18 protein-coding genes are annotated in these 15,477 nt (G+C 60.0%); 11 read left to right on the top strand and 7 right to left on the bottom strand.

Annotated features, from left to right (window positions below):
- Nucleotides 1-164 precede the first annotated feature (164 nt).
- Nucleotides 165-731: a recombinase family protein gene (locus ACSSVY_RS15890; RefSeq protein ID WP_028094410.1), complete on the bottom strand. Its 567-nt coding sequence runs from the start codon at nucleotides 729-731 to the stop codon at nucleotides 165-167.
- Between the two features lie 140 nt (nucleotides 732-871).
- Here ACSSVY_RS15890 and ACSSVY_RS15885 point away from each other — a divergent pair, with 140 nt between their 5' ends.
- From ACSSVY_RS15885 to ACSSVY_RS15835, 11 genes are all read left to right on the top strand, one after another.
- The gene (locus ACSSVY_RS15885; RefSeq protein WP_028094409.1) at nucleotides 872-3,823 is read left to right on the top strand and encodes a Tn3 family transposase; all 2,952 of its coding nucleotides are present in this window, start codon (nucleotides 872-874) and stop codon (nucleotides 3,821-3,823) included.
- A gap of 102 nt (nucleotides 3,824-3,925) precedes the next feature.
- Complete coding sequence (locus ACSSVY_RS15880; RefSeq protein WP_454270557.1) at nucleotides 3,926-4,411, top strand: multicopper oxidase domain-containing protein; 486 nt, start codon at nucleotides 3,926-3,928, stop codon at nucleotides 4,409-4,411.
- Nucleotides 4,412-4,451: 40 nt separating this feature from the next.
- The gene (locus tag ACSSVY_RS15875; protein WP_009820203.1) at nucleotides 4,452-4,907 is read left to right on the top strand and encodes a DUF411 domain-containing protein; all 456 of its coding nucleotides are present in this window, start codon (nucleotides 4,452-4,454) and stop codon (nucleotides 4,905-4,907) included.
- Between the two features lie 66 nt (nucleotides 4,908-4,973).
- Nucleotides 4,974-5,108 carry a hypothetical protein gene (locus ACSSVY_RS15870; protein ID WP_007121580.1) on the top strand — a complete coding sequence of 45 codons (135 nt, stop codon included), beginning with the start codon at nucleotides 4,974-4,976 and terminating at the stop codon, nucleotides 5,106-5,108.
- A gap of 149 nt (nucleotides 5,109-5,257) precedes the next feature.
- Complete coding sequence (locus ACSSVY_RS15865) at nucleotides 5,258-5,683, top strand: c-type cytochrome (RefSeq protein WP_037275465.1); 426 nt, start codon at nucleotides 5,258-5,260, stop codon at nucleotides 5,681-5,683.
- A complete protein-coding gene (locus ACSSVY_RS15860; protein WP_454270556.1) occupies nucleotides 5,680-6,276 on the top strand; it encodes a DsbE family thiol:disulfide interchange protein in 597 nt (198 codons plus the stop codon). Before ACSSVY_RS15865 ends, ACSSVY_RS15860 begins: the two co-directional genes overlap by 4 nt.
- On the top strand, nucleotides 6,273-6,785 hold the full coding sequence (locus tag ACSSVY_RS15855) for a TlpA family protein disulfide reductase (protein ID WP_454270555.1): 513 nt from the start codon (nucleotides 6,273-6,275) through the stop codon (nucleotides 6,783-6,785). Before ACSSVY_RS15860 ends, ACSSVY_RS15855 begins: the two co-directional genes overlap by 4 nt.
- Nucleotides 6,786-6,867: 82 nt before the next feature.
- Nucleotides 6,868-7,158, top strand: a complete 291-nt coding sequence (locus tag ACSSVY_RS15850; RefSeq protein ID WP_007121402.1) for a hypothetical protein — start codon at nucleotides 6,868-6,870, stop codon at nucleotides 7,156-7,158.
- Entirely contained in the window at nucleotides 7,158-7,862 is a 705-nt protein-coding gene (locus tag ACSSVY_RS15845) for an SCO family protein (RefSeq protein WP_454270554.1), read from the top strand. The genes ACSSVY_RS15850 and ACSSVY_RS15845 overlap by 1 nt, the downstream gene beginning before the upstream one ends.
- Nucleotides 7,859-8,350 (top strand): hypothetical protein, encoded by a 492-nt coding sequence (locus ACSSVY_RS15840; RefSeq protein ID WP_454270553.1) that lies wholly within the window; start codon nucleotides 7,859-7,861, stop codon nucleotides 8,348-8,350. Before ACSSVY_RS15845 ends, ACSSVY_RS15840 begins: the two co-directional genes overlap by 4 nt.
- On the top strand, nucleotides 8,347-9,087 hold the full coding sequence (locus tag ACSSVY_RS15835; protein ID WP_454270552.1) for a cytochrome c biogenesis CcdA family protein: 741 nt from the start codon (nucleotides 8,347-8,349) through the stop codon (nucleotides 9,085-9,087). Before ACSSVY_RS15840 ends, ACSSVY_RS15835 begins: the two co-directional genes overlap by 4 nt.
- Nucleotides 9,088-9,223: 136 nt before the next feature.
- Here ACSSVY_RS15835 and ACSSVY_RS15830 read toward each other — a convergent pair whose 3' ends face one another.
- From ACSSVY_RS15830 to ACSSVY_RS15805, 6 genes are all read right to left on the bottom strand, one after another.
- Complete coding sequence (locus ACSSVY_RS15830) at nucleotides 9,224-10,153, bottom strand: permease (RefSeq protein WP_454270558.1); 930 nt, start codon at nucleotides 10,151-10,153, stop codon at nucleotides 9,224-9,226.
- Between the two features lie 126 nt (nucleotides 10,154-10,279).
- Nucleotides 10,280-11,053 carry a MauE/DoxX family redox-associated membrane protein gene (locus ACSSVY_RS15825; RefSeq protein WP_454270551.1) on the bottom strand — a complete coding sequence of 258 codons (774 nt, stop codon included), beginning with the start codon at nucleotides 11,051-11,053 and terminating at the stop codon, nucleotides 10,280-10,282.
- Nucleotide 11,054: 1 nt separating this feature from the next.
- Nucleotides 11,055-11,924 (bottom strand): DUF305 domain-containing protein, encoded by an 870-nt coding sequence (locus ACSSVY_RS15820; RefSeq protein WP_114276288.1) that lies wholly within the window; start codon nucleotides 11,922-11,924, stop codon nucleotides 11,055-11,057.
- A gap of 99 nt (nucleotides 11,925-12,023) precedes the next feature.
- Complete coding sequence (locus ACSSVY_RS15815) at nucleotides 12,024-12,440, bottom strand: ion channel (RefSeq protein ID WP_454270550.1); 417 nt, start codon at nucleotides 12,438-12,440, stop codon at nucleotides 12,024-12,026.
- Between the two features lie 11 nt (nucleotides 12,441-12,451).
- Nucleotides 12,452-12,874, bottom strand: coding sequence for a Cu(I)-responsive transcriptional regulator (cueR, locus tag ACSSVY_RS15810; protein ID WP_009820195.1), 423 nt, complete (start codon nucleotides 12,872-12,874; stop codon nucleotides 12,452-12,454).
- 13 nt (nucleotides 12,875-12,887) lie between these two features.
- Nucleotides 12,888-15,407: a heavy metal translocating P-type ATPase gene (locus ACSSVY_RS15805; RefSeq protein WP_454270549.1), complete on the bottom strand. Its 2,520-nt coding sequence runs from the start codon at nucleotides 15,405-15,407 to the stop codon at nucleotides 12,888-12,890.
- Between the last annotated feature and the right edge of the window lie 70 nt (nucleotides 15,408-15,477).

Here is a 15,477-nt window from a genome sequence, read left to right as displayed (position 1 = left end):
CCTGCGCGCCAAGTTCGAGCAATGGCATCCGGCGTTGAAGCCTTCGTCCGAAACCGAAATGGCTGCATGATTGCCCCACACTTTACGGTACTCTCAAGAAGAAGGCCCCATCGGAAGGTTTCTTCGTAGAACCACGCTAAGGAAGAACGAAGCATAAACATGGCTTATGGTGTGGTGTTTCTGATCACCTTGTAAGCTGTTGATCTGCCTATGCCGAGGTGTTTTGCGGCCTGGGCGACGGATTTTCCGGCGCTGACGAGATCTTGAAGGGCTGAGATTGTCTCGGGCTGCAATGGCGGCCGCCCCGGGGTGCGGCCATGCTTTCGAGCGTTGATCAGGCCGTCTTTGGTGCGCTCTGAGATCAGGCGGCGCTCGAAATGCGCAATGGCCCCGAAGACGTGGAATACGAGTTCGCCAGCGGCGGATGTCGTGTCGATCCGCTCCTCAAGGCTGATCAGATTGATCTCTCTGGCCTTGAGGTCATCGACGGATTCCAGAAGCTCTTTGAGCGAGCGGCCCAAGCGATCTAGGCGGATGACAGCGAGAGTATCGTTGGGCCTGGCCTGATCAAGCAAGGCCGCCAGACCGGGCCGGTTGAACGTCTTGCCGGAGATCACGTCTTCGAACACGCGAATGGCACCGTGTTGCAGCAGTCGGTCTTTTTGGCCGGACAGGTCTTGGTCGGCGGTTGAGACCCTTGCGTATCCGAGGATGTCGCCGGTGCGTGGCATGGTGTCTCCAAAACGACCGTTTTGTAGCCTGACTTCACGTGATCGCTGTGATCCTGAATTGGCGCAGCAAATCTGTCTTTTTATTGGTCTCTATAATATTCGAGGTCTTCAAACTTGCAACTACGTTTTGAGGACACTTTATGGCCCGCCGACTACTTTCTTCCCGCGCGCATGCAGACCTCTTCGAGGTGCTGACGGATCCTGATGCTTTGATCCGCCATTATCTGCTGAGCCGGGACGACATTGACCTGATCCGTACCCGACGTCGCGCCGAAAACCTCCTTGGTGTCGCGGTGCATATTTGTCTGCTGCGCTACCCGGGCTTCGGGTGGAGCGACGGCATCATGCCGCCAGCGGAACTGATCGCTTGGCTTGCTGAACAGCTTCAGGTGGAGGCCTGTACTCTCGACGATTATGCCATCAGGCGGAATACGCGGCACGAACATCATGCCCTCGCGATGCGCCACTTGGGGCTTTCCCCTTTCGGACCTGAACATGTGCAGCAAGCGGAGGATATCGCCACGATGGCGGCCTTCGCGACGGATCACGGCGTGAAGATTGTTGAGACGCTGGTTGCGGAGCTGCGCAAGCAGCATCTGGTGTTACCGAGCGTGGACACGCTTGAGCGTCTTGCCCTGAAAGGGCGGGCACGCGCCCGGCGCGAGGCTGCCGCAGCGCTGTTTGATGCTCTCTCTCCGGGTCAACGTGTCCAGTTGCAGGCGCTCTTGGTCAACGATCCATCTGTTGGGCAAACGCGGCTCACGTGGCTGCGTGGCTATCCGCATTCCGCCAGCCCGGCCAGCATGACCGCGCTTCTGGATCGCCTGAAATATCTGCGATCGCTGAACATGCCGCCAAACCTTGGGCACGGCCTCCACCCTGACCGGCTGCTCAAGTTCGCGCGCGAGGGCGCTGTGGCGCCTGTGAGCTTGCTGAACGATTTTGGTGAACGGCGGCGGATCGCTACGGTCGCGGCGCAGATGGCGGATTTATCCATCACGCTCACCGATGCGACGATCGCCATGTTCGAGCGACTGACCGGCCAGCTCTTCTCAAGATCCCGCAATCGCCAGGAGGAGGTCTGGCGTATGGGCAAGACCAAGGTTGGCAAGCTGATGCAGCTCTTCGGCGCGTCCATTGATGCCATGGCCCGCGCACAAGATTTGGGGCAAGATCCCTTTGCTGCGTTGGATGCGGATGTCGGGTGGGAAACGCTCTTGGGCAAGCGTGACGAAATCGCTGGCTTTGGAGAGCTGGCAACCAGTGATCCGCTCGCTCTGGCGGCTGAGCGCTATGTCTATATGCGCAAGTTTGCCCCGGCCTTCCTTGAAGCGTTCGAGTTCAATGCCACCGATGCGGGGGATGACCTCAAGGAGGCAATTGCCTTGCTGCGCGACCAAAACCGCACAGGCAAACGCAAGTTGCCCGACGATCCTCCCATGCCGTTCGCGGCCAAGCATTGGCCATCGCTGATCATTCAGGATGGTCAGCCACAACGGCGCGTGTACGAGACTGCGGTTGTGTCAACCTTGCGAGAGCGCCTGCGCGCCGGGGATGTCTGGGTTGACGGCAGTCGTGATTATCGCCGGTTCGACAGCTACCTGAAGCCCCGGGACAAAGCCGAAATCATCATGCGGGACGCGGGATTCGAAACCGATCCAGACGCATGGTTGTCTGACCGGCGGGCTACGCTGGCGAAACGCCTTGAGCAAGTTGACCGCGCCCTGAAGCGCAATGCGCTCCCTGGTGTCCGCATTGAACACGGGCGGTTGAAGATTACGCCGCATGACGCGGTCACACCGCCCGCAGCGATGCGTTTGGAACGGGCGATCGATGCCGTGATGCCGCGCATCCGCATCACGGAGTTGCTCTGGGAGGTGAATGCGCAGACCGGGTTCCTTGATGCCTTCACCGACCTGCGGTCTGGCAAGCAGCACGATGAACCCGCCGCCGTTCTGGCCACGATCCTGGCCGGGGCCACCAATCTTGGTCTCGAGCGGATGGCGCATGCCTCATCGCGCGTCAGCCATGCGCAGCTGACCTGGGCGCAGACATGGTACCTTCGGCCGGAGACATTCGCGGATGCCTTGGGCCGTATCGTCGACGCCCATCATGGCCTGCCCTTTGCGCAGCACTGGGGCGCGGTGGAGCACAGCTCATCGGATGGGCAGTTCTTCGCTGCCAATCGTGGCAGTGGGCTCATCAACGCCAAATACGGACCCGATCCCGGCCTGAAGATCTACTCCTTCTTGTCGGGTCAGTACGGATCGTTCCATTCCAGTGTCATCGGGGCGACCGCAGGCGAAGCCCCCTTCGTGCTTGATGGCCTCCTGAGCAATCCGGCCAGCTTCGACCCTCTTGTGCATTACACAGATACCGGTGGCGTATCGGACCACGTCTTCGCCCTGTTCCATCTCTTGGGGATGACATTCGCCCCGCGCTTGCGCGACTTTCCCGACCGGCGGCTGGCATGCTTCGGAAGCGCGAAGGCGTGGCCCACCCTGTCATCCCTCATCGGGAAGCCCATCAACGAAGAAGTGATCCGGCAGCATTGGGGTGACATCATGCGTCTCGCCGCCAGCATCCGCGACAAGTCTCTCAAACCGTCTGAAATCCTGCGCAAGCTTGGAGCGTACCGCCAGCAAAACCGGCTCTACCTTGCCTTGGGTGAAATCGGCCGGATCGAGCGCACGCTCTTCATGCTCGACTGGATCGAAAACGCCGACCTGCGCATGGAATGCCACGCAGGCCTCAACAAGGGTGAAGCGCGACACTCGCTGGCTCGGGCCGTCTTTGCCCACTCACAAGGGCGCATTCATGATCGCTCTGATGCCGCCCAACAGAAGCGGGCCATGGCGCTCAACCTCGTCATCGCCGCCATCACGTTCTGGAATACGATCTACATGGACAAGGCCGCCAGCCACCTCGCGCAGACCACCCAGATCTACGACGTCAAGCTGCTTCCTCACACATCGCCCCTCGGGTGGGAGCACGTCATTCTATCCGGCGACTTCGATTGGCATTCTGGAGCCGCAGACCGCAAAATTGCGCGACCACTGAACATCAGGCCAGCCAGAGACTGGGGAACCTGATTGTGTTCGCTGAAAGTTCTTCCTTAGCGTGGTTCTACGAAGAAACCTTCCGATGGGGCCTACGGGCCGGATCGGTTACGGGACGCGGTCCCGGACTGGTCGATGGAACTGCCACCCAACCCGCTGGCCGAACCCGATATGCAAGCTGCCACGCGGCATCAGATCATCTTTAATGGCGGCATGATGGGGCAGATGATGATGGGCGGCGGCATGGGGTCCATGATGGAGCAGATGCGCGAAGGCAACATGTGGTTCATCAACGGCAAAGCAGCAACGGGGCACATGATGGATCCATTGCTGGTCCTGCCGCAGGGCACGTCGCATGTGCTGCAGATGGACAATCGCACCGCGTGGCATCACCCGATGCATCTTCATGGACATTCGTTCCGTGTGATCACACGGAACGGGCAACCGACACGGCATCGCGAATGGCAGGACACCGTCCTGATGGCACCGGAGGAACGGGTCGAGATCGCCTTCGTGGCGGACAATCCGGGAGACTGGATGTTCCATTGTCACATCTTGGAACACCAGGCGGCCGGCATGATGGGCATCATACGTGTCGATCCTGGCACGACCAAAACCTGAAACAATCTCACGTAACGATCACCACGAAAGGAAAGAACCGATGAAGAAACTAATTGGACTTGCCAGTCTTGGCACCGCAGGTGCTGCCGCTGTCCTTGCAATGAGCCTGAATGCCGCGCCTGCAGCAGCGCAAGAGGCCACGCTCTACAAGAACCCGCAATGCGGATGCTGCGAGAGCTATGCGGACTACCTGCGCGAGAATGGCTTCACGGTCGAGGTAAAGCCGACCCATGATCTGGCTCAGATCAGCCGTGATGCAGGTATCCCGGACGATTTCCAGGGCTGCCATACGACCTTTCTGGGTGACTACGTCGTCAGCGGTCATGTGCCAATTGATGTCGTCAACAAGTTGCTTGATGAGCGCCCGGACATTGCCGGTCTGACACTTCCCGGCATGCCGTTGGGATCGCCGGGTATGGGGGGCGCGAAGCAGGAACCGTTCAAGATTTACACCGTCGAAGAAGGTGTGAACCCGACCGTCTATGCGGTCGAATGATTAATTGCGCGGACTGGTGCGATCCCGTGCCTGACCGGTTTCAAGGGAAAACAAAGGATGAAGTGCATGATGATGGATGGTGGAATGATGGGTGGCGGCATGATGATCGCGATGGGACTGGTTTGGTTACTCATCGTGGCGGTGCTGGTGCTCGCGGCAATCGCCTTGGTCAAATACATCCGCTCGGACAGCGGAAAATAGAAATGCGCCAAGATGCGGAATGAGGGCGACAGCAACGGCGACGGCCTGTTGTCGATGGGGATTGGTCTGGGGGCGTGCGTCCTGCTTGTCGTGGCATCGATAGTAGCACTCTCGTTGTATTTGGATAGCCAGAAGAAGGCACAAGCGACATGAAAAACACCATTAGGCTCGCCGCGGTCTTGCTCGCCACAACGGTCTCTCCCGTTTCGGCGGAGAGCGACTTGCGCATGGGCGAGCGTCTCTATCAGGAGAATTGTGCCAGTTGCCATGGCGCAAACCTGGAGGGGCAGCCTGATTGGCGCACCCGATTGCCGAACGGCAGATTGCCTGCCCCGCCGCATGATGCGTCGGGTCATACCTGGCATCATACGGACCGCGTATTGTTCGACATCGTGAAACGCGGACCGGCGGCGATTGTCGGGGCCGGTTATGAAAGCGACATGCCCGGATATGAGGGCGTACTGACAGATGACGAAATCACGTCGATCGTCGACTACATCAAGAGCACCTGGCCCGACAAAGAACGTGCCTTTCAGAGTGAGCGGACCCGCGAGGACCAGCAAGCAAAGCCATGACCAGCTATCGTGACAATATGACTGTTCCCACGCCCCGCCGGAGAAATCTCGGCTTTGTGCTGGTGCCCGTCGTGGCTTTGGCCCTTATGGTCCTGTTTGGCTGGGGGCTTTTCAGCGAGGGCGATGATCTGCCGTCCGCGCTTATCGACAAGCCCGTACCGGAGTTTGCACTCGCTCCGGTGCTCGGCCGCGAGGAAGGTCTTTCGACGCAGGACCTGATCGGCCATGTTTCGCTGGTGAACGTCTTCGCCTCGTGGTGCGTGCCCTGCCGCGCCGAACATCCGCTATTCATGGAATTGAGCGCCACGGGCGAAGTGCCGCTCTACGGGATCAACTACAAGGATCCGCCCGAACAGGCGCGCGCCTGGCTAGACGAACTGGGTGATCCCTACACCCGCATCGGGGCCGACATAAACGGACTTGCGGGCATCGAGTGGGGTGTTTACGGCGTGCCTGAAACCTATGTCATCACGTCCGACGGCACCATTGCCTACCGCCATGTCGGCCCCATCACGCGAGCGATTCTGGAGGAAACCCTTTTGCCGATCGTCCGTGATCTGAAAACCCAAGCCGGCAAGGAGCCAACGCCATGAAATATCTAAAAACGGCGCTGCTCGTCTGGGCATTGTCCGTCGGCGCTGCGTTTGCCGGGCCGCAAGGCTTCGCACTGCACGACACGCCGCAGCCGGTCATCAATGTGCGCTACGAGACCGAGGACGGCAGCCGTGGGGACATGGAGGATTTTCGCGGCAAGGTGATCCTCGTGAATGTTTGGGCAACCTGGTGCGTGCCATGCCGGGAAGAGATGCCGACGCTGGATGCGCTTCAGGCGGAACTTGGCGGCGACCGGTTCGAAGTGGTCGCCCTGTCCATCGACCGGGCCGGATCGCCCGTCGTGCGGCGTTTCTACGACGAGATCGGTGTCACCAATCTCAAGATATATGTCGACAAGACCATGCTGTCGATGACCGCGCTGCGCACCGTCGGTCTGCCGACAACGATCCTGATCGACGCGCAGGGGCGGGAGCTTGGGAGACTGGTCGGCCAGGCCGAATGGGATGATCCCGAGATGGTCTCCTTCTTGCGAGGCTTTATCGAATAAGCGCCCCTGAAAGAGCGCCGCCCGCCCTTGACCGCCCAGTTATCAGAATGACCAGTACTCAAACTTCAGAAGGATTTTCCGGATGACCGACATATCATCTTCCAACGATGCGGGTGCCGCCGACATCGAAAGCGCAGGCAACTGGCCCCGGTGGTTGACGCGCAGACGACTGCTGTTCGTCGGTGCGGCAACCGTTATGGGCGGCGGCATGGCGCTGAACTGGGGATGGCTCACCGCGATCGGTCTCGCGCCTGTCTTGGTTTCGCTGGCACCCTGTGCCGCGATGTGCGGGCTTGGTCTGTGCATGAAGGGCGGGTCCGGCGGGAAATGCGACGATGCGGGTGGTGGCAAGCCCGATCAATCCGAAAGGTGATGCAGTTGATTGTCTATCTGACCCGGCGCGCCGCCTTGGCGACATTTGCGGCCACGATCGCCTTTCCGGCCTCCGCCGATCATCCGGGTGAAAATCTGGATGCCCGGATGTTCGAGATGGAGCCATACTTCCAGGCCATCGACGCGGCACAGGCCCCGGATTTCGAGTTGCAGAATGCGGAGGGCAATCCTGTGCGCTTGGCGGATTTCAGCGAAAGGGTCGTCATCCTGCATTTCATCTACGCCAACTGCCCGGATATCTGCCCGCTCCATGCGGAAAAGATCGCGGCGGTCCAGGCTTCGATCAACGACGGGCCGATGAGGGATCTGGTGCAATTCATCTCGATCACAACCGATCCCGTGAATGACACGCCGGACGTTCTGCGCGACTACGCGGACCGGCATGGGCTCGATCCGAGCAACTGGGTCATTCTGACCAAACGGCCCGATCAGAGCGACGACGCGACGCGCCTTGTGGCGCGGGACTATGGGCTCGAGTTCACCACGACCGCCGACAGCGACATGATGATGCACGGTGCGGTCACCCATGTCGTGGATATCGGCGGGCGGTTCGCCGCAAAGTTCCATGGCATGGATTTCAAGAATGTGAACCTGATCCTCTATGTCAGCGAGTTGATCAACAATGCCGAGCATCGACGCCGGGAACGCAGTTGGTGGGACCGGGTGACAGGGGTGTTTCAATGAGTGTCACCGCGACTGGCGTCATGCTGTCCTCGACAGACGGAATTTCACTGACAGCCCTGCGTCGGTATTTTTCGGTAATCATCCCGGCCAATCTGGTCTGGGAGTTCGCGCACATGCCGCTCTACACGATCTGGAACGAGGGCACCTGGGGTGAGATCGTCTTCGCTGCGGTTCATTGCACGGGTGGCGACATCCTGATTGCCATGAGCGCGCTGGTGCTCGCCTTGATGATGTCGGGCCGAGGCTGGCCCATTGTCGCTTCGACGCGACGCTCGGTAACCGTCCTGACGGTGGTGTTCGGGTTGGGATATACGCTGTTCAGCGAATGGCTCAACATCGTGATCCGCGCGGCTTGGGCCTATTCGGACCTGATGCCGATCATTCCGGTCCTCGATGCAGGGCTGTCGCCCGTGCTGCAATGGATCGTAATCCCGCTGATTGCCTTCTGGTGGGCATCACGGCCCTTTAGCGGACATGGAAACGCATGATGGATATTTCCGGCATCGGCATCTTCGCGGCCTTTCTGGCGGGGGCCATTTCGTTCCTGTCGCCCTGCGTCCTGCCACTGGTTCCGGGCTATGTTTCCTACATCGCTGGCCAGCCGGATTTGCGCACGACACGGTCGGTCGGTCTGCGGGCGCGCGCCGGGGCACTGGGCCTAAGCACCTGCTTCGTTCTGGGGTTTTCGACGGTTTTCGTCGCCCTCGGGGCCGGGGCCAGCGCGATCGGATCATTGCTGCTGACATGGCGCATCGAGCTGAACTATCTGGGCGGCGCGATCATCATCCTGTTCGGACTGGTCATGTTGGGCGTCTTTCGTCTGGATGCCTTCTCGCGTGACACCCGCTTCACACTCGACATTCCGGGGGGTCGCCCGCTTGGAGCCTACATCCTGGGCTTGGCCTTCGCCTTTGGATGGACGCCCTGCATCGGGCCGATCCTCGGCGCAATCCTGACGCTCAGTTCGACATCCGGCGGTATGTCGGACGGCATCTGGCTGTTGTCGATCTATTCCGCAGGGCTGGGCGTGCCGTTCCTGCTGGCCGCGCTGTTCACCGACGCCATCGCCGCACGGGTCAGACAGATCGGCAAAGCCGGTCGCTGGCTCTACAAGGGCGCGGGCGTCGCCATGATCATCATGGGCGTTGCCATCATGACCGGCCAATTGTCCCGGTTTGCCTACTGGCTTCTGGGAACCTTCCCATTCTTGGCCTCAATCGGTTAGTCTTCCTCGGCATTCCTGATGTGAAGCCAGATCAGTGCTGACCCGATGACAAGAAAGATCAGGTTGAGGAAGAACGTGTAATCGATGCTGAACCGGACCATTTCCTGAAGCGAAGGCCGCTCGGTCGGGATCATCCCTACGAGAGCGAACAGGTAATGCACCGTATTCCCGCAGCGACCATGCACAGGTACAGCAAGCCTGAAAGATAGAGCGCATACTGCCAGCCGTAATATTTTGCGTGTACCCATATCACCGTGGCAGCAACAAGATCGGCTCCGAGAAAGGCGATCACGCCTCCGAACGACGCATCACGCGACCAGAGCATCGCAGCCAGGGGGACATTGCCCATCGACCCGATGAAGGTGAAGAAGGCCACGACCGGTGCCACCAGCGCGTTTTCAAGAACGATCAGGAAGCCCGGCGCGTCCTGCGCACCGCCATCTCCGACCAGAAAGATCGCGTTCCAGAAGCTCTGCGGCACAAAGACGGAAATGAAACCCGCGACCGTGAAGCCGAAGAGGATCTCCTTCCAGACCATCTTCCATTCCATGAAGAAAGCGCGGGCGATCCGGTCCCATCCTTCGCGGGACAGCAGTTTGTCGCGGAACGAACCCTTCATGGTCTGGTCCCTGTCCATACCTTCGTCGGACTGGGCCTTCTCCGCATGCTCTTTTGCGCTTTCGACAAACGACCTTGGAAGCCATATCAGGGTGAGGGCATAGGCGTAGATCGTCATCAGGATGCCAAGCATGAAATTTGCCACCATGAATTTCCAGCCCAGCAGGACCAGAAGGACAATTCCAAGCTCGATCACCAGATTTGTCGATGAAATCAGGAAGGCGATCGAATTGACCGGATGCGCACCCTTCACGAGGATCGAACGCGACGCGGCAAGAGCCGCGAAGGAACAGGACGATGACACGAACCCAAAGAAGCCGGCAATGCCTGCCTTCCTGGCACCACGGTCGCCAAGAACACGCGCCATCTGATCCCGTGTCACGAAAATCTGGATGCCTGCGGAGATGATATACCCGAAGATGAGCGCCCAGAGCGCCTTCCAGAGCATGCCCGCCCCGGTCGTGAATGCTTCGATTATCTGGTCCATTCAGCTTGACCCTTTTTCGCAGTGCTGTCCGACTTGCGCATCTATCGGGAGAACGAGTCCGAGGGATATGAAAACGGCACCCGCCTTTCAGCCGATCAGATAGACCCTGATCGGCATCCAGATCCCCATGACCATCATCATCAGGTTCTCTGTGAGCGAGACAAAGCCGAGCGGTACGTTGCTGTCGCCGCCGACGCAGGCGCACTTCAATTCACGCTTGTCGATATAGACCGCCTTGAAAACCGATACTGCGCCAACAGTGCCGATGAACAAGGCCACCGGTGCCGAAAGCCAGGTCAGCGCCCCGGCGACCATGAGGATACCTGCGAAAGCCTCTCCAAACGGATAGATCTTGCCATAACGCACCCACCGACGCGCCAGCAGGTCGTAGTTCAGGAACATGGTCGAGAAGCTCTCGACATCCTGAAGTTTTTGTACCGCCAGAAAGCACATCGAGATCGAAATGAACCATTCCAGCCCGCGCAGGGTGAAAATGTTCTCGAAGCTGTACCACGACAAACCGAGCGCCATCAGGAACGCGACGGCAAAGATCGTGATCACCGGCTGGTAGGACGTGTCCGAGCGTTCGTCTTCCGGCGCATCGATGCCGAAATGGACCCGAAGGTCGTCATATCCGCCGATCCGCTCGTCCCCGATCCAGGTTTGCGGGGTGGTTTCGACGCCGTGCTCTTCCATGAACGCGTCGGTTTCCTCACGCGTGGTCAAAGGGTGATCCTCAACCTCATACCCTTGCCTCTCCAGCAAGTCTTTGGACTTCAGACCGTAGGGGCAGAGGTGGCCCGGCATGACCATGCGGTACAGCGTCGCCGACTGCGCTTGTGTGCTTGAATGGTGCTTCATGTCATGCCCCGCAACTGTAGAATCCCCGGAATCCGGCGGTCAGACCGGCATCGAGCTCGATCGTCAGAGTCGCATCGACCGGTTCGGTACCTGCGGTTTCGAGCGCAGCACCGTCTTGGGGAACGCCAAGGCGGATCGACAGGCCTTCTGTGCCCAATTCGCCGGCTGCATTCTGTTCGACCCGGACGAGATCGCCGCTCAGCTTGACGAGCCCGACGGCTGCGCCATCGATCTCACCCAATGCCAGTGAGGCCGGACTGCCGGTTGTATAGTTGAATGTGCACGCCGCGCCATTCGGCAGAAGCTGCGCGATATCCTCCTTCGTCAGGAAGCCGGGGTCGAGCACTGCGACGTTTGCTGTTGACAGGGCTTGATCCAAGCTCACAATACGGGGGCTCTCGACACTTGCAGTCTCGGATGTGTCGCCGGATGCATCGATATCGTTGATCAGATAGCGCATCTCCGCGATTTCCTTATCTTGCGCATAGATGATCTCGTCCGCGAGCTTGCGCACGCGCGGATCCGAGATATCGGCGCGGCTCGATGTCATGATCGCGATCGAATGGTGTGGGATCATCGCGCGCATGTAGCTGGTATCGCCCACCGTGACCTGGCTTCGTACGAGCCAGAGCGAGGCGGCGAACACGACGACGGCACCGCTGAAAATAGCGGCATTTACGGTCTTGCTCGAATACATTGAAAGCATGAACGCCAACATGATGATCGCCATCGTCGCACCCATCAACAGCGCCATATAGGCTCGGGTTTCGGACCAGAAAACATGGGTCAGAAGATAGGTGTTGAGATACATCAGCCCGAACATCACGACCGTCGAGGTCGCGATCATGGCGGCAAATCTCCAATATGACATGACGTGCTCCTTTCGCTTGTTCCATCCCCGTTCAGAACATCAACAACCTTCCAGCGATGGAGGGTTCCAACTCTTTTGGGATGAGGTTTTGTGGCGCTCCTAATCCATCTTTCTCGTGACCACGAGGAAGATTGTAGAGGCCGAGCAGCTGATGAGGAGAAAGCCATTCAGGGCCTCGATGCCGGCAAGAAAGCGCAAATGACCCGTGGGATAAATATCGCCAAGCCCCAGAGAGGAGTAATTGACGATGGAAAAGTAGAAAACATCCATGAATGAATCGACGTTGTCTTGAGCGAAACCGCCAATACCTAAGAACTCGCCGAAACTGAAACCCAGTGCGTAAAGCCCGGCTTCACCTATGTGGGCGGTCGCGAGTATATAGAGGGCAAATAAGAGGCGGCTTAATTGTGTGAATGGAGTGCGTTTGGTGGCCGTCATGACGAAACTCATCGCACGGACATGCACAAGTCCGCTCAAACCGAAGAGCACAATCGCAAAGAGGATCGCCCAAGCCAAACGCTCGCACCCTACAACGCAGTATTCTTGAGTTGCTCTTCGCCGCGGTGTTTCGTTGCCAAATCGGCGAGGATTGGGCAATCCGGGCGGTGATCCCCGGCACAGGCGTCCACTAGATGTGCTAGCGTCGCGCGCATTTCCTTCAGCTCCGCAATCTTGTCGTCGATCCGTTCAAGATGCTGCTCGGCGATATCCTTGACTTCGGCGCTGGCGCGTTTTTCGTCCTCGTACAGAGCAATAAGGTTGCGGCAGTCTTCAATGCTGAAGCCGAGCGCCCGGGAACGGCCGAGAAACGCGAGCTTGTGCGCATCGCTTTCACGGAATGTGCGATAGCCGTTCGTGCTGCGAAGAGGCTTCACAAGCCCGACATCCTCGTAGTATCGGATCGTCTTGGCTGGGAGGCCAGAAAGGGCGGCGACATCTCCAATATTCATGATCAGGTTCTCCTTATTCAGCGGCGACAGGGTTAGGGGATAGTAAAGTGGCCTCTTCACCACCGCGCGCTCTGGCTTCTTCCATGATGGGACGGACCCTGCGTAGCCGAAGGGCGTTGGTCAGCACGAAGACCGAACTCAGTGCCATGGCTCCGGCAGCCAGGACTGGCGAGAGCAACAAGCCGAACGTGGGGTAGAGCACACCCGCAGCCACCGGGATCAGCGCGACGTTGTAGCCGAACGCCCAGAACAGGTTCTGACGGATGTTGCGCATCGTGCGGCCTGATACTTCAAAGGCGTTGACCACGCCGCGTAGATCGCCCGACATCAGCACCACATCGGCGGATTCGATGGCCACATCGGTTCCCGTGCCGATGGCGATACCGACATCCGCATGTGCCAGCGCGGGGGCGTCGTTAATGCCGTCGCCGACGAAGGCGATCCGTCGGCCCCCTTGGCGAAGCTCGTTTAGTGCGGCCACCTTTCCATCGGGCAGAACGCCGGCGATCACGTGGTCGATGCCGGTTTCGCGTGCGATGGCATCGGCTGTCTCGCGCTTGTCGCCGGTGATCATAGCGACCTCCAGCCCAAGGCGGTGCAGCGCGCCAATGGCGGCCGCGCTGGCGGGTTTGACCGGATCGGACACGCCGAGGACCGCTGCAACCCTGCCATCCACCGCGGCAAACAATGCCGTGCGGCCCAGCACGGCCAAGCGGCCCTCCGCCTCGACCAGCGACCCGATGCTCAGTCCTTCGCGGACCATCAGGCGATCTGCACCGACAAGCACCTCGTGGCCGGCAACCTTGGCCCGAACGCCGTAGCCCGTGATGGATTCGAAGCTCTCGACGTCGTGACGTGCCGCGTTCTCGGCCTGGGCCGCGCGCACGATGGCTTCGGCGATGGGATGCTCGGACTGCGCCTCGACCGCCGCCACCAGTGCCAGGATGTCGGCCCGGTCGACCCCGTCGGCCAGGACCATATCGGTCAGTTCGGGGCGCCCTTGGGTGACGGTGCCGGTTTTGTCGAGCGCGATAACATTCACCGACGTCAGTCGTTGCAGCGCGTCGCCCTTGCGGAAAAGCACACCCATCTCGGCTGCGCGCCCAGTACCGACCATGATCGAGGTCGGCGTGGCCAGTCCCATGGCGCAGGGGCAGGCTATGATGAGAACCGAGACCCCGGCCACAAGCGCGTAGGACAGGGAGGGCGAGGGGCCGACCAGCAGCCAGACCAGAACGGTCAACGCGGCCAGTGCCATGACCGCCGGCACGAACCACAGCGTGATCCGGTCCACCAGGCCCTGGATCGGCAACTTGGCGCCTTGCGCCTGCTCCACCATGCGAATGATTTGCGCGAGCGTCGTGTCGGCGCCGACACGTGTGGCGCGGAACTGGAAGCTGCCGGTGCCGTTGACGGTGCCGCCGGTGACCGGATCGCCCTCGGACTTGGAGACGGGAACCGGCTCTCCGGTGATCATGCTCTCGTCGACATGGGCGCTGCCTTGCGTGACGTCCCCATCCACCGCAATGCGTTCGCCGGGACGCACAACGAGGATGTCGCCGGTGCCGATCCGTTCGATGGCGACGTCCTGCGGCTCCCCGTCCACTAGAACTCGCGCAGTGCGGGCCTGAAGGCCAAGAAGCTTCTGGATCGCGGCACCGGTGCGGCCCTTGGCGCGCGCCTCCATCCAGCGGCCCAGAAGGATCAGCACGACGATGACTGCCGCTGCCTCGAAGTAAACGGCACGGGACGCCACGGGCAGCAGCGCAGGCGCAAAGAGCGCGGTAAGAGAATAGAGATAGGCTGCGCCGGTGCCAACGGCGACGAGGCTGTTCATGTCGGGCGCGCCCTTCAGAAGCGCGGGGAAGCCCTTGGCGTAAAAGTGGCGTCCGGGCCAGAACAGCACAACTGTCGTCAGTGCGAACTGGATCATCCAACTTGTCTGGTGACCGATGGTGCGGCCGATCATCTCGTGCATCCCCGGCACTAGGTGTGCACCCATCTCGAGCAGGAAAACCGGCAGCGCCAATGTCGCAGCGAAGGCGGTCTTACGGGCCAGATCGCGCGCTTCGCCTGCCTTGCGGGCGCTGTGCTCCTCGGGCAAGACACTGTCCGCCGGTTCAGCAGGGTAGCCGGCGTCTGTGGCAGCTTTCATTAGATCGGAGATCTTCATCGCGCCCTCGACATAAGTCACGGTTGCGGTCTCGGAGGCGAGATTGACGTTGACCTCCAGAACGCCAGGCACTGCCGCCAGCGCCTTATCGACACGGCCGACGCAGGACGCGCAGGACATGGACGAGACGTTCAGGCGAATAGTCTGCGTCCGGACGGGATAGCCGGCCCGATCCAGCGCGTCGATCAGCTCCGGTATCCGGGTTTCCGAGTCGATTCGGACCTGCGCAGTTTCGGCCGCAAGGTTCACATTGACTTCTTCGACCCCGGGCAGCGCCGAGAGCGCGCGCTCGACCCGACCGACACATGATGCGCAGGACATGTTCTGGACAGAGACCCGCAGGTCTTGTGTGACTGGCATGAGCGTCTCCTTCGTCTCTGGGTAAGATATCTAGGGCTTCCACCAACTGGAAGGTCAAGCTTTTCAGAAT

This window comes from Roseovarius sp. MBR-51, from assembly GCF_053628575.1.
Note: the sequence above shows the minus strand (reverse complement) of the source record. Positions and strands in the feature narration are given on the sequence as shown.

Excerpts from the sequence above, each read along its gene's own strand:
- ACSSVY_RS15880 (WP_454270557.1), top strand. The coding sequence starts at position 3,926 with ATGGAACTGCCACCCAACCCGCTGGCCGAACCCGATATGCAAGCTGCC.
- ACSSVY_RS15845 (WP_454270554.1), top strand. The coding sequence starts at position 7,158 with ATGCAGTTGATTGTCTATCTGACCCGGCGCGCCGCCTTGGCGACATTT.
- ACSSVY_RS15805 (WP_454270549.1), bottom strand. The coding sequence starts at position 15,407 with ATGCCAGTCACACAAGACCTGCGGGTCTCTGTCCAGAACATGTCCTGC.
- cueR (WP_009820195.1), bottom strand. The coding sequence starts at position 12,874 with ATGAATATTGGAGATGTCGCCGCCCTTTCTGGCCTCCCAGCCAAGACG.
- ACSSVY_RS15890 (WP_028094410.1), bottom strand. The coding sequence starts at position 731 with ATGCCACGCACCGGCGACATCCTCGGATACGCAAGGGTCTCAACCGCC.
- ACSSVY_RS15875 (WP_009820203.1), top strand. The coding sequence starts at position 4,452 with ATGAAGAAACTAATTGGACTTGCCAGTCTTGGCACCGCAGGTGCTGCC.
- ACSSVY_RS15850 (WP_007121402.1), top strand. The coding sequence starts at position 6,868 with ATGACCGACATATCATCTTCCAACGATGCGGGTGCCGCCGACATCGAA.
- ACSSVY_RS15830 (WP_454270558.1), bottom strand. The coding sequence starts at position 10,153 with ATGCTCTGGAAGGCGCTCTGGGCGCTCATCTTCGGGTATATCATCTCC.
- ACSSVY_RS15855 (WP_454270555.1), top strand. The coding sequence starts at position 6,273 with ATGAAATATCTAAAAACGGCGCTGCTCGTCTGGGCATTGTCCGTCGGC.
- ACSSVY_RS15840 (WP_454270553.1), top strand. The coding sequence starts at position 7,859 with ATGAGTGTCACCGCGACTGGCGTCATGCTGTCCTCGACAGACGGAATT.
- ACSSVY_RS15865 (WP_037275465.1), top strand. The coding sequence starts at position 5,258 with ATGAAAAACACCATTAGGCTCGCCGCGGTCTTGCTCGCCACAACGGTC.
- ACSSVY_RS15885 (WP_028094409.1), top strand. The coding sequence starts at position 872 with ATGGCCCGCCGACTACTTTCTTCCCGCGCGCATGCAGACCTCTTCGAG.
- ACSSVY_RS15870 (WP_007121580.1), top strand. The coding sequence starts at position 4,974 with ATGATGATGGATGGTGGAATGATGGGTGGCGGCATGATGATCGCGATG.
- ACSSVY_RS15860 (WP_454270556.1), top strand. The coding sequence starts at position 5,680 with ATGACCAGCTATCGTGACAATATGACTGTTCCCACGCCCCGCCGGAGA.
- ACSSVY_RS15835 (WP_454270552.1), top strand. The coding sequence starts at position 8,347 with ATGATGGATATTTCCGGCATCGGCATCTTCGCGGCCTTTCTGGCGGGG.
- ACSSVY_RS15825 (WP_454270551.1), bottom strand. The coding sequence starts at position 11,053 with ATGAAGCACCATTCAAGCACACAAGCGCAGTCGGCGACGCTGTACCGC.
- ACSSVY_RS15820 (WP_114276288.1), bottom strand. The coding sequence starts at position 11,924 with ATGTCATATTGGAGATTTGCCGCCATGATCGCGACCTCGACGGTCGTG.